Below are 12719 nucleotides of genomic sequence, written 5' to 3'. Positions count from 1 at the left end.
TTCGTTGACAGAAACCCGCATGAAGCGTCAGAAATTTCAGATCGAAAGTTCCGACAGCCTCGGCTGCTGTCTTTTTACCATCTCTTGCTTAACCGCGAAACTCGGCACGACCACGGTAAACCGCTTTGGCGCCCAGTTGCTCTTCGATGCGCAGCAGCTGGTTGTACTTCGAGACGCGGTCGGAGCGGCACAGCGAGCCAGTCTTGATCTGGCCGGCAGCGGTACCCACGGCCAGGTCAGCGATGGTCGAGTCTTCGGTTTCACCGGAACGGTGCGAGATCACCGCAGTGTAGCCGGCAGCCTTGGCCATCTGGATGGCTTCCAGGGTTTCGGTCAGCGAGCCGATCTGGTTGAACTTGATCAGGATCGAGTTACCGATACCCTTCTCGATGCCTTCCTTGAGGATCTTGGTGTTGGTCACGAACAGGTCGTCGCCGACCAGTTGCACCTTCTCGCCGATCTTGTCGGTCAGGATCTTCCAGCCAGCCCAGTCGGACTCGTCCAGGCCGTCTTCGATCGAGATGATCGGGAAACGCTCGGTCAGGCCTTTCAGGTACTCGGCGAAGCCTTCGGCATCGAACGATTTGCCTTCACCGGACAGGTTGTACTTGCCGTCTTCGTAGAATTCGGAAGCCGCGCAGTCCAGGGCCAGGGTCACGTCGGTGCCCAGCTTGTAGCCGGCTTTTTCAACGGCTTCGGCGATGGCGCCCAGGGCGTCTTCGTTGGAGGCCAGGTTCGGAGCGAAGCCACCTTCGTCACCTACGGCGGTGTTCAGGCCACGGGCCTTCAGCACAGCTTTGAGGTGGTGGAAGATCTCGGTGCCCATGCGCAGGCCATCGGAGAAGGTCTTGGCGCCCACCGGCTGAACCATGAACTCCTGGATGTCGACGTTGTTGTCGGCGTGCTCGCCACCGTTGATGATGTTCATCATCGGAACCGGCATCGAGTACTGGCCCGGGGTGCCGTTCAGGTTGGCGATATGCGCGTACAGCGGCAGGTCCTGATCCTGTGCAGCAGCCTTGGCGGCAGCCAGGGACACCGCCAGGATGGCGTTGGCGCCCAGCTTGGCCTTGTTCTCGGTACCGTCCAGCTCGATCATGGCGCGGTCCAGGGCCTTCTGGTCGGAAGGATCCTTGCCCAGCAGCAGGTCGCGGATCGGGCCGTTGATGTTGGCGACGGCCTTCAGCACGCCCTTGCCCAGGTAACGGCTCTTGTCGCCATCACGCAGCTCCAGCGCTTCGCGCGAGCCGGTGGAAGCACCGGACGGCGCGCAAGCGCTGCCGATGATGCCGTTGTCGAGCAGTACATCGGCTTCCACAGTGGGGTTGCCACGCGAATCGAGAACTTCACGACCTTTGATGTCGACGATTTTTGCCATTGTTGTAAGCACTCCAGAATTGACGAAAACAACGCAGCTTAGGGAATTCTTGCCTTGCACCAGGCGGGGACGCAGCAGGCAGGCCTGGCAGAAGCAACCCCTGACCGAGCGGTCAGGGGTAGATCGGGGCGTACTTTACCCGAGAAATGAGCTTTGCGCGGTTTTAACCGTCGGAAAACTCACCAAAGACCTGAAAAAATCAGGCCTTGTTCTTCTGGGCCAGGGCCGCCTTGACGAAGCCGCTGAACAGCGGGTGACCGTCACGCGGAGTGGAGGTGAACTCCGGGTGGAACTGGCAGGCAACGAACCATGGGTGATCCTTGGCCTCGACCACTTCGACCAGCGCGCCGTCTTCGGAACGACCGGAAACCACCAGGCCGCCATCGACCAGCTGTGGCAGCAGGTTGTTGTTGACTTCGTAACGGTGGCGGTGACGCTCGGTGATGACGTCCTTGCCGTAGCAGTCGTGCACCTTGGAACCGGCAGCCAGCTGGCAGTCCTGTGCGCCCAGGCGCATGGTGCCGCCCAGGTCGGACGCTTCGGTACGGGTCTCGACGGCACCGGTGGCGTCGGCCCACTCGGTGATCAGGCCGACCACCGGGTGGCCGCTGTTGCGGTCGAACTCGGTGGAGTTGGCGTCTTTCCAGCCCATCACGTTACGGGCGAACTCGATCACGGCCACCTGCATGCCCAGGCAGATGCCCAGGTACGGAACCTTGTTCTCACGGGCGTACTGTACCGCAGTGATCTTGCCTTCCACGCCACGCAGGCCGAAACCGCCCGGGACCAGAATGGCGTCGGCACCTTCGAGCAGGCTGGTGCCCTGGTTCTCGATGTCTTCGGAATCGATGTAACGCAGGTTGACCTTGGTACGGTTGGTGATGCCGGCGTGACTCATCGCTTCGATCAGCGACTTGTACGCATCCAGCAACTCCATGTATTTGCCGACCATGGCGATGGTCACTTCCTGCTCAGGGTTGAGCTTGGCATCGACCACTTTGTCCCACTCGGACAGGTCGGCGCTGTTGCACTGCAGGCCGAAGCGCTCGACGACGAAGTCGTCCAGGCCCTGGGCGTGCAGAACACCTGGGATCTTGTAGATGGTGTCGACGTCTTCCAGCGAAATCACCGCACGCTCTTCGACGTTGGTGAACAGCGCGATCTTGCGGCGCGACGAGGCGTCGACCGGGTGGTCGGAACGGCAGATCAGCACGTCAGGCTGCAGGCCGATGGAGCGCAGCTCCTTGACCGAGTGCTGGGTCGGCTTGGTTTTGGTCTCACCGGCAGTGGCGATGTAAGGGACCAGGGTCAGGTGCATCAGCATGGCGCGCTTGGAGCCTACTTCGACACGCAGCTGGCGAATCGCTTCGAGGAACGGCTGCGACTCGATGTCACCCACGGTACCGCCGATTTCCACCAGGGCCACGTCGGCATCGCCGGCGCCCTTGATGATGCGACGCTTGATCTCGTCGGTGATGTGCGGGATCACCTGGATGGTCGCGCCCAGGTAGTCACCACGACGCTCTTTACGCAGCACGTGCTCGTAGATGCGGCCGGTGGTGAAGTTGTTGTTCTGGGTCATGGTGGTGCGGATGAACCGCTCGTAGTGGCCCAGGTCGAGGTCGGTCTCGGCGCCATCGTGGGTGACGAACACTTCACCATGCTGGAACGGGCTCATGGTGCCCGGATCGACGTTGATGTACGGATCCAGCTTGAGCATGGTGACCTTCAGGCCCCGCGCTTCCAGGATGGCCGCCAGGGAAGCCGAGGCAATGCCTTTCCCCAATGAAGAAACAACACCGCCCGTGACGAATATGTAGCGCGTCATGAAAAACCCTAGAAGTCTGCGTTAAGGCGGCCAGCGCCGCCGGAGAAAGCGAAGGAAGGCCGAAGCCCCCGATCACCTGCGTCAATCACAGTGCATCTCGAAAAACTGCCGCGTCTGTACAGACCAGGGGTATCCCCGGCATGGAGCTCGCTCGTCATTTCCAGAATCAGCCCAGCAAAAAACTGCTTGGTAATCGGCAACTGCTGTGTTTCCGGGGAAGCCACAGAAGTTGTATCAAGAAGGGAGGGTAGTCTACCGGAATGTACCCTTCAGCTCAAACCTTGCGCGTTCGTCGGCGGCTGCCAATGAAGCTGGCAATCGGCCTGCGCCAGCGAAGGCAGATTGGCCACCGCCAGCAGGCGCTCGCCGCGATATAGCAGTGGCAGGCGCGGACGCACGAAGTGCGGGACCTGCAGCTCGTTGAGCAGGCGCTTGAGGTCGCGTCGGCCGCGGCCGGGGATATCCAGGACCTCGCCGCCCTGGCGATAGGCGATACGCAGTTCGCTCAGAGGCTGGGCGACATCTAGACGCACACTGCCGTTGCCCGGCAGTGCCAGGGCCTCGCCAGGATCGCGCCAGGGCACCTCGCCCGCCGGCTGCTTCAACCAGTCGCCACTCAGCCACCAGATGCGACCGTGACTGCGTATTAACCGACCATCGGCAAGCCGCCAGATCGGTTGTGCATCTGCCGCGGCATCGCGCAGGTCCGCCCAACCTGCCCAATGACGGGTATCGGGCAGGCGGGTTCGCTGGCTCAGCCAGTGCTGCAGGGCATTGCGCTGCCGCGCAGGTGACAAACGGGTGAGCACCGCCAGATCGAGCGACTGCAGGGCAGCCCAGGCCGGCGCGCCGCCCTCCCCGGCCTTGGCCAGATCGCCCAGCGCCAGTTCATCGAGCAGCCCCAGCGCCTCGCCCAGGTGCTCTGCACAACGGGCGAAGTTCTGGCTGGCCTGCGGCCAACGCTGTTGCAAGTGCGGAAACACCTGCGCGCGCAGATAGTTGCGGTCGAAGGCGCAATCAGCGTTCGTTGGATCTTCGATCCATACCAGCCCTTGGACCTGGGCGTAGGCATGCAGCTGCTGGCGCGAGGTGGCCAGCAACGGCCGGACCAGGCTGCCCTGCCCTAGGGCGCGCTGTTCGGGCATCGCCGCAAGGCCACGCAAGCCGGCACCTCGCAGCAGGCGGAAGAGCAAGGTTTCGGCCTGGTCGTCGCGGTGCTGGGCGGTGAACAGGATGTCACCGGGACCTAGCACGTTCGTGAAGGCGGCGTAGCGAGCGTCGCGGGCAGCCTGTTCGAGGCTGGCGCCGGGGGGGACCTGGACGCGGATGACCTGGAGATCGATACCGAGCTTGTCGCAGATGGCTTGGCAGTGAGCGGGCCAGGTGTCGGCAGCAGGTTGCAGACCGTGATGGATATGGAGGGCGCGTAGTGGCGGGGTTGCGCAGTTGCGGGCGTGCTCAGCCAGCAGGTGCAGAAGGACAGTGGAATCGAGGCCGCCGGAGAAGGCGATGTACCAGGTGGGGGCGTTGAGCCAGGGGGTGAGGTTGATCATGTGCGCCTCACTCGGCTTGATAACCAAATCCCCGTGGGAGCGGGTTTACCCGCGAACACCGGCGAAGCCGGTGCCGTACACCGCGTCGTCTTCTTCGCAAACCCGCTCCCACAGGGGCCGCGCAGCGGCCCCGGGATCTATCAGAGACCGTAGCTCATCAGGCGGTCGTAACGACGGGCCAGCAGCGCGTCGTTGTCGAGCTTGCCGAGCATGTCCAGTTGCTGCACCAGATCGGCACGGATGCTTTCGGACATCTTGGCCGGGTCACGGTGGGCGCCGCCCAGCGGCTCCTGGATGACCTTGTCGACGATGTTCAGGCTCTTGAGGCGCTCGGCGGTGATGCCCATGGCTTCGGCGGCGTCGGCAGCCTTGTCGGCCGTCTTCCACAGGATCGAGGCGCAGCCTTCTGGCGAGATCACCGAGTAGGTGGAGTACTGCAGCATGTTCAGCTGGTCGCACACACCGATGGCCAGCGCACCGCCGGAACCGCCCTCACCGATCACGGTGGCAATGATCGGGGTCTTCAGGCGGGCCATGACGCGCAGGTTCCAGGCGATCGCCTCGCTCTGGTTGCGCTCTTCGGCGTCGATGCCCGGGTAAGCGCCCGGGGTGTCGATGAAGGTCAGGATCGGCATCTTGAAGCGCTCGGCCATTTCCATCAGGCGGCAGGCCTTGCGGTAGCCTTCAGGGCGCGGCATGCCGAAGTTGCGGCGAACCTTTTCACGCACTTCGCGGCCCTTCTGGTGGCCGATGACCATCACGGGCTTGCCGTCCAGACGTGCGGTACCACCGACGATGGCAGCATCATCGGAGAAGTGGCGGTCGCCGTGCAGTTCTTCGAACTCGGTGAAGATGTGCTCCAGGTAGTCCAGGGTGTACGGACGACGTGGGTGACGGGCCAGGCGGGCGATCTGCCAGCTGGTCAGGTTGCCGAAGATGCTTTCGGTCAGGGTGTTGCTCTTGTCTTGCAGACGGGCAATTTCATCGCTGATGTTCAGCGAGTTGTCGTTACCCACCAGGCGCAGGCCTTCGATCTTGGCTTGCAGGTCGGCAATCGGCTGTTCGAAATCGAGAAAATTCGGGTTCATAGTCATCCGTCTTGGGTCTACGGCCAGGCGGCCGGCCGGTTGATCCGTTTGGCGCCCTACCTTAAGGGATCAGGCGCATATAGGTCGAGATTAAATTTCGTCGATTCAACGATATTGCAGGAAGACGTTCTCACGCCCGAACTGGTCACGCAGTGCCTGAATCAGGCCATCGGCCGGGTCGATCGACCATTGCTCGCCAAACTGCAACATGGCCTTGGCATCGCTGCCGGTGTACTCCAGCGTGATCGGGCAGGCACCACGGTGGCGGGTGATCAATTCGCCCAGCCACTTCAGGCGGTCGCCCTTGAGCGCCTCGTGTGCCACCTTCAGGCGCAGGCTCTCGGCCAGCTTGGTGCGTGCGTCTTCCATGGTCATCACCTGCTTCACCCGCAGGCGCAGCCCACCGGAGAAGTCATCGTTGCTGACCTCCCCTTCGACCACCACCATCGCATCGGCCTGCAGCAAGGACTGTGCCGCCATGAACGCATCGGCAAACAGCGACGCCTCGATGCGCCCAGAGCGGTCATCCAGGGTGACGAAGCCCATCTTGTCGCCCTTCTTGTTCTTCATTACCCGCAGGGCAATGATCATGCCGGCAATGGTCTGGGTCTCGCGCGACGGTTTGAGGTCGACGATGCGCTGGCGGGCAAAACGGCGGATCTCGGTCTCGTATTCATCGATAGGGTGACCGGTGAGGTACAGGCCCAGAGTGTCCTTCTCGCCCTTCAGGCGCTCCTTGAGTGTCAGCTCGCGCACCTTGCGGTGGTTGGCGTAGACGTCGACATCCGCCTCGTCGAACATGCCGCCGAACAGGTCGACGTGACCACTGTCAGCGGTATGGGCCGCCTGCTCGGCTGCCTTGATGGCTTCGCCCAGTGCCGAGAGCAAGGTCGCACGGTTGAGGTCGATGTTGGCGTGGTAGGCCTTGATCTCATCATGGAAATGCGGGCCCAGGCGGTCCAGCGCACCGCTGCGCACCAGCGCATCGAGGGTACGTTTGTTGACTCGCTTGAGGTCGATGCGCTCGCAGAAGTCGAACAGATCCTTGAACGGGCCACCCTGGGCACGCGCCTCGACGATGGCTTCCACCGGGCCTTCGCCGACGCCTTTGATTGCCCCCAGGCCGTAGACGATACGGCCGTCGTTGTTCACGGTGAACTTGAAATCGGAGAAGTTCACGTCCGGCGCATCGAGGCGCAGCTTCATGCTGCGCACTTCCTCGACCAGCACCACCACCTTGTCGGTGTTGTGCATGTCTGCCGAGAGTACTGCGGCCATGAACGGTGCCGGGTGGTGGGTCTTCAGCCAGGCAGTCTGGTACGACACCAGGCCATAGGCGGCGGAGTGGGACTTGTTGAAGCCGTAGCCGGCGAACTTTTCTACCAGGTCGAAGATGTTACCTGCGAGATCCGCATCGATATTGTTGGCGACGCAACCCTCGATGAAACCGCCGCGCTGCTTGGCCATTTCTTCAGGCTTTTTCTTACCCATCGCCCGGCGCAGCATGTCGGCGCCGCCGAGGGTATAGCCCGCCATCACCTGGGCAATCTGCATCACCTGTTCCTGGTACAGGATGATGCCGTAGGTCGGGGCCAGCACGGGCTTGAGGCCTTCGTACTGGTAGTCCGAGTGCGGGTAGGCCAGCTCGGCGCGGCCGTGCTTGCGGTTGATGAAGTCGTCCACCATGCCCGACTGCAACGGGCCCGGGCGGAACAGTGCCACCAGTGCGATGAGGTCTTCCAGGCAGTCAGGCTTGAGCTTCTTGATCAGCTCCTTCATGCCGCGGGATTCGAGCTGGAACACCGCCGTGGTCTCGGCTTTTTGCAGCAGCTCGTAGGTCTTGCGGTCGTCCAGCGGGATGAAGTCGATGTTCAGATCGGGCAGGTTCCGCTTGGCCTGCTCGCGGTTGATGATCTCCATCGCCCACTTGATGATGGTCAGGGTGCGCAGGCCGAGGAAGTCGAACTTCACAAGGCCCGCAGCCTCGACGTCATCCTTGTCGAACTGGGTTACCAGGCCGCCGCCCTCTTCGTCACAGGCGATCGGCGAGAAGTCGGTGAGCTTGGTCGGGGCAATCACCACGCCACCGGCATGCTTGCCGGTACCACGGGTGACACCTTCGAGCTTGAGCGCCATGTCCCAGATTTCGCGGGCATCCTCGTCGCCCTTGAGGAAGTCGCGCAGGATCTCTTCCTGCTCGTAGGCTTTCTCCAGGGTCATGCCCACTTCGAACGGGATCATCTTCGACAGGCGGTCGGCCAGGCCGTAGGACTTGCCCTGCACCCGCGCCACGTCGCGCACCACCGCCTTGGCGGCCATGGTACCGAAAGTGATGATCTGGCTCACGGCGTTGCGGCCATAGGCTTCGGCCACGTAATCGATCACCCGGTCACGGCCATCCATGCAGAAGTCGACGTCGAAGTCGGGCATGGAAATACGTTCAGGGTTGAGGAAGCGCTCGAACAGCAGGTCGTAGGCCAACGGGTCGAGGTCGGTGATCTTCAGCACGTAGGCCACCAGCGAACCGGCACCCGAACCCCGGCCTGGGCCGACCGGCACGTCGTTGTTCTTGGCCCACTTGATGAAGTCCATAACGATCAGGAAGTAACCGGGGAAGCCCATCTGGATGATGATGTCCAGCTCGAACTTCAGGCGGTCCAGATAGACCTGGCGCTTCTCTTCGTAATTGGGCGTGGTCTCCTTCGGCCAGAGCACCGCCAGGCGTTCTTCCAGGCCCTCATGGGACACATGGCGCAGGTAGTCGTCGATACTCATGCCGTTGGGCGTCGGGAAATCAGGCAGGAAGTATTTGCCCAGCTGCACCTGGATGTTGCAACGCTTGGCGATCTCGACGGTGTTGGCAATGGCATCAGGCAGGTCGCTGAACAGCTCGGCCATTTCCTCGGCCGACTTCAGGTACTGCTGGTCGCTGTAGCAACGCGGGCGGCGCGGATCGTCGAGGGTCCAGCCTTCGCCGATACAGACGCGGGTTTCGTGGGCATCGAAGTCAGACTGCTTGATGAAACGGACATCGTTGGTAGCCACCAGCGGCGCGCCAAGCTGGTCAGCCAGGGCCACGGCGGCGTGCACGTACTCTTCGTCGCCGGCGCGGTTGGTGCGCTGCACCTCAACGTAGAAGCGCTCCGGGAACATGCCCATCCAGTCGCGCAGCAGGGCCTGGGCTTCATCCTGGCGGCCATTCATCAGGGCCATGCCGATATCGCCTTCCTTGCCCGCGGACAGGGCAATCAGCCCTTCGCTGGCGGGGGCGATCCACTCACGCTGAAGGATCACCAGGCCGTTGCGCTGGCCGTCGGTCCAGCCGCGCGAAATCAGCTCGGTGAGGTTGCGGTAGCCCTTGGGGTCCATGGCCAGGAAGCAGATACGCGACAGCGGTGCTTCCGGATCGGCCCCGGCCAGCCACAGGTCGGCACCGCAGATCGGCTTGATCCCGGCGCCCATGGCGGTCTTGTAGAACTTGACCAGCGAGCACATGTTGCTCTGGTCAGTGATCGCCACCGCCGGCATGTTCATCCCCGCCAGTGCCTTGGCCAGCGGTTTGATCCGCACCAGGCCGTCTACCAGCGAGAATTCGGAATGGACGCGCAGGTGAACGAAGGGAACCGACATGGAAAGTCCTGTAGCAATGCTTAACGACAAGGGCGGGATTGTAGCGTAATTGAGTGGGGGATTTGGCGGCTGCTTTGCAACACGATCTCTGTAGGCGCGGCTTTAGCCGCGAATCAGGCGCCGCGGTGGTTGGCACCGGCTGTGCCGGCGTTCGCGGCTGAAGCCGCTCCTACAAAAGCGATTGGGCCGCATAGCGGCCCCAGTTAATCAGATCAGGGAATCGGTGATGCTCTCGCGGGCTTCCCAGGCTGCCCGCACCGGGGCGAAGGAACGCCGATGAATGGGGGTAGGCCCAAGGCGCGCCAGGGCTTCGAGGTGCACCGGCGTAGGGTAGCCCTTGTGCCCGCCTATCCCATACCCCGGATAGATCAGCTCGAACGCGCTCATCTCCCGGTCGCGGGTAACCTTGGCCAGGATCGACGCTGCGGCAATCGCCGGCACCTGGCTATCTCCCTTGACCACCGGTGCTGCCGGGACCGCCAGTTTCGGGCAACGGTTGCCGTCGATCAGTGCCAGCTTCGGGGTAACGTGCAGCCCTTCCACCGCTCGCTGCATGGCCAGCATGGTGGCCTGGAGGATGTTGAGCCGGTCGATTTCCTCGACTTCGGCGCGGGCGATGCAGAAGCTCAGGGCTTTTTCGCAGATCTCGTCGAACAGCGCCTCGCGCCTGGCTTCGGTGAGCTTCTTCGAATCGTTGAGACCGACAATCGGCCGCGCCGGGTCGAGAATCACCGCAGCCGTGACCACTGCACCGCACAGGGGGCCGCGGCCTACTTCGTCTACGCCGGCAACCAGGTCTTCGACCAGGTTGAAGTCCAGTCCAATCTGCATGTCAGCGGTCCTTGAGCAGGGCCAGCACCGCGTCGGCCGCCTGATTGGAGGCGTCGCGGCGCAGGGTACGGTGTATCGCGTCGAAGCGTTCGGTTTGCTGGGCGCCGTCGGTGACCAGCGGTGCCAAGGTCTGTGCCAGGGCTTCGCTGGTCGCGGCTTCCTGCAGCAGCTCAGGCACCAGTTCGCGCTGGGCGAGCAGGTTGGGCAGCGATACGTAAGGGCTTTTCACCAGACGCTTGAGAATCCAGTAGGTCAGCGGGGCCAGGCGATAGGCAACGACCATCGGGCGCTTGTACAGCAACGCCTCCAGCGTGGCGGTACCAGAGGCGATCAGCACCGCGTCACAAGCAGCCAGCGCCCGGTGCGACTGGCCATCGAGCAAGGTCAACGGCAGATCGCGGCCTTCGAGCATCTGCTCGACCTGGGCACGCCGCGCCGCGTTGGCGCACGGCAACACGAAACGCACGCCAGGCACCAGCTCGCGCAGGTGCTGGGCGGCGTCGAGGAACAGTACCCCCAGGCGCCCGACCTCACCACCACGGCTACCCGGCATCAAAGCCACCAGCGGCCCATCGGCCAGGCCCAACTCGCTACGCGCTGCCTGACGGTCTGCCGCCAACGGAATGGTATCGGCCAGCGGGTGGCCGACGAACCGCACCGGTACGCCCTGTTCCTCATAGAAGCGTGCTTCGAACGGCAGCAGCGTGAGCATCAGGTCGCAACCTTCGCGAATTTTCAGCACGCGCTTCTGCCGCCAGGCCCAGACCGACGGGCTGACGTAATGGACGGTCTTGATCCCCGCCTGGCGCAGTTTCAGTTCGATATTGAGGGTGAAATCGGGGGCGTCGATACCAATGAACACATCGGGCTTTTCGCCGATCAGGGTCTGGATCAATGCCTTGCGGCGCTTTAGCAGCTCACGCAGGCGCCCCAGCACTTCGACCAGCCCCATGACCGCGAGGCGCTCCATGGGGAAGTATGACTGAAGGCCTTCGGCCTCCATCAACGGGCCACCCACACCGATAAAGCGGACATCGGGATGGCGCGCCTTGAGGGCGCGCATAAGCCCGGAACCGAGAATATCGCCGCTGGCCTCACCCGCGACCAGGGCTACGCAAAGCTGCGCCATGTCAGCGGGTAATGCCGCGGGCGGAGTTCACGATCGACTGGCGGAACAGCTCGACCTGCTCGTACTTGGCGGCCAGCTCGTCCAGTTCCTTGATTGCCTCTTCCACGGTCAAACCCTGGCGATAGACGATCTTGTAGGAACGACGCAGGGCATGGATGACCTCGTCGCTGAAGCCACGGCGGCGCATGCCTTCGAAGTTCATGCTGCGGGCCTCGGCAGGGCTGCCGAACACCGTGACGAAGGCAGGTACATCCTTGCCAATCGCCGTACCCATGCCGGAGAACGCATGGGCGCCAATATGGCAGTACTGGTGCACCAGGGTGAAACCGGACAGGATCGCCCAGTCGCCCACGTGCACATGCCCGGCCAGCGCCGTGTTGTTGACCAGGATGCAGTGGTTGCCAATGACGCTGTCGTGACCAATGTGGGCATAGGCCATGATCAGGTTGTGATCACCCAGCGTGGTTTCCGCACGATCCTGGACCGTACCACGGTGAATGGTCACACCTTCACGGATAACGTTGTGGTCGCCGATCACCAGACGCGTCGGCTCACCCTTGTACTTGAGGTCAGGGGTGTCTTCGCCAATCGAGGAAAACTGGTAGATGCGGTTGTGCTTGCCAATCCGGGTCGGCCCTTTGAGCACCACGTGCGGGCCAATGACCGTACCCTCACCGATTTCGACATCCGGGCCGACGATCGACCACGGGCCAACCTCGACGCCGTCGGCCAGCTTGGCCGACGGATCGATGATCGCCCGCGGATCAATCGAACTCATAGGGAGCGTTCCGCACAGGTGATCTCGGCCGAGCATACCGGCTTGCCGTCGACCAGAGCACGGCACTCGAACTTCCAGATCATGCTTTTGCGGCTGAGGAACTTGGCTTCCAGTACCAACTGGTCACCCGGCAGAACCGGTTGGCGGAAACGCAGCTTGTCGGAACCGACGAAGTAGTACAGGGTGCCATCGGCCGGCTTGGCATCGAGCATCTTGAAACCAAGGATGCCGGCCGCCTGGGCCATGGCTTCGATGATCAGGACGCCCGGCATGATCGGGTGCGCCGGGAAATGGCCATTGAAGAACGGCTCGTTGATGCTGACATTCTTGTAGGCACGAATGCTCTGGGCCTCGAAGTCCAGATCCGTCACGCGATCTACCAGCAGAAACGGGTAGCGGTGAGGCAGGTATTCGCGAATCTCGTTGATGTCCATCATTTCGGGGGGAAGCCTGTAATAAGAATAGGGAGCGCAGGTGCTGACCACACGCTCCTTTTGCAGTCCA

General features: G+C 62.6%; 9 protein-coding genes. All 9 read right to left on the bottom strand.

The window, feature by feature from the left end; genetic code table 11:
- Window positions 1-88: 88 nt before the first annotated feature.
- The 9 genes from eno to fabZ all read right to left on the bottom strand — a co-directional run bounded on the left by eno (window position 89) and on the right by fabZ (window position 12652).
- Window positions 89-1378 carry a phosphopyruvate hydratase gene (eno, locus tag H040_RS03910; protein WP_027920020.1) on the bottom strand — a complete coding sequence of 430 codons (1290 nt, stop codon included), beginning with the start codon at window positions 1376-1378 and terminating at the stop codon, window positions 89-91.
- 199 nt (window positions 1379-1577) lie between these two features.
- Window positions 1578-3206, bottom strand: a complete 1629-nt coding sequence (locus H040_RS03905) for a CTP synthase (protein WP_027920021.1) — start codon at window positions 3204-3206, stop codon at window positions 1578-1580.
- Between the two features lie 269 nt (window positions 3207-3475).
- The gene (tilS, locus tag H040_RS03900) at window positions 3476-4759 is read right to left on the bottom strand and encodes a tRNA lysidine(34) synthetase TilS (protein ID WP_027920022.1); all 1284 of its coding nucleotides are present in this window, start codon (window positions 4757-4759) and stop codon (window positions 3476-3478) included.
- A 140-nt stretch (window positions 4760-4899) separates the two neighbouring features.
- On the bottom strand, window positions 4900-5847 hold the full coding sequence (gene accA / locus H040_RS03895) for an acetyl-CoA carboxylase carboxyl transferase subunit alpha (protein WP_027920023.1): 948 nt from the start codon (window positions 5845-5847) through the stop codon (window positions 4900-4902).
- A gap of 105 nt (window positions 5848-5952) precedes the next feature.
- A complete protein-coding gene (gene dnaE, locus H040_RS03890; protein WP_027920024.1) occupies window positions 5953-9477 on the bottom strand; it encodes a DNA polymerase III subunit alpha in 3525 nt (1174 codons plus the stop codon).
- Between the two features lie 207 nt (window positions 9478-9684).
- Entirely contained in the window at window positions 9685-10308 is a 624-nt protein-coding gene (rnhB, locus tag H040_RS03885) for a ribonuclease HII (RefSeq protein WP_027920025.1), read from the bottom strand.
- A 1-nt stretch (window position 10309) separates the two neighbouring features.
- Window positions 10310-11437 carry a lipid-A-disaccharide synthase gene (lpxB, locus tag H040_RS03880; protein WP_027920026.1) on the bottom strand — a complete coding sequence of 376 codons (1128 nt, stop codon included), beginning with the start codon at window positions 11435-11437 and terminating at the stop codon, window positions 10310-10312.
- Between the two features lies 1 nt (window position 11438).
- Window positions 11439-12215, bottom strand: coding sequence for an acyl-ACP--UDP-N-acetylglucosamine O-acyltransferase (gene lpxA, locus H040_RS03875; protein WP_027920027.1), 777 nt, complete (start codon window positions 12213-12215; stop codon window positions 11439-11441).
- Entirely contained in the window at window positions 12212-12652 is a 441-nt protein-coding gene (gene fabZ / locus H040_RS03870; protein WP_003252314.1) for a 3-hydroxyacyl-ACP dehydratase FabZ, read from the bottom strand. The genes lpxA and fabZ overlap by 4 nt, the downstream gene beginning before the upstream one ends.
- Window positions 12653-12719: the final 67 nt, after the last annotated feature.

The organism is Pseudomonas sp. URMO17WK12:I7, from assembly GCF_003269045.1.
Taxonomy (GTDB): Bacteria; Pseudomonadota; Gammaproteobacteria; order Pseudomonadales; family Pseudomonadaceae; genus Aquipseudomonas; species Aquipseudomonas putida_J.
This window is presented reverse-complemented; position numbering and strand designations above follow the sequence as displayed.

Coding starts and splice junctions, on each gene's coding strand:
- eno (WP_027920020.1), bottom strand. CDS start 1,378: ATGGCAAAAATCGTCGACATCAAAGGTCGTGAAGTTCTCGATTCGCGT.
- H040_RS03905 (WP_027920021.1), bottom strand. CDS start 3,206: ATGACGCGCTACATATTCGTCACGGGCGGTGTTGTTTCTTCATTGGGG.
- tilS (WP_027920022.1), bottom strand. CDS start 4,759: ATGATCAACCTCACCCCCTGGCTCAACGCCCCCACCTGGTACATCGCC.
- accA (WP_027920023.1), bottom strand. CDS start 5,847: ATGAACCCGAATTTTCTCGATTTCGAACAGCCGATTGCCGACCTGCAA.
- dnaE (WP_027920024.1), bottom strand. CDS start 9,477: ATGTCGGTTCCCTTCGTTCACCTGCGCGTCCATTCCGAATTCTCGCTG.
- rnhB (WP_027920025.1), bottom strand. CDS start 10,308: ATGCAGATTGGACTGGACTTCAACCTGGTCGAAGACCTGGTTGCCGGC.
- lpxB (WP_027920026.1), bottom strand. CDS start 11,437: ATGGCGCAGCTTTGCGTAGCCCTGGTCGCGGGTGAGGCCAGCGGCGAT.
- lpxA (WP_027920027.1), bottom strand. CDS start 12,215: ATGAGTTCGATTGATCCGCGGGCGATCATCGATCCGTCGGCCAAGCTG.
- fabZ (WP_003252314.1), bottom strand. CDS start 12,652: ATGATGGACATCAACGAGATTCGCGAATACCTGCCTCACCGCTACCCG.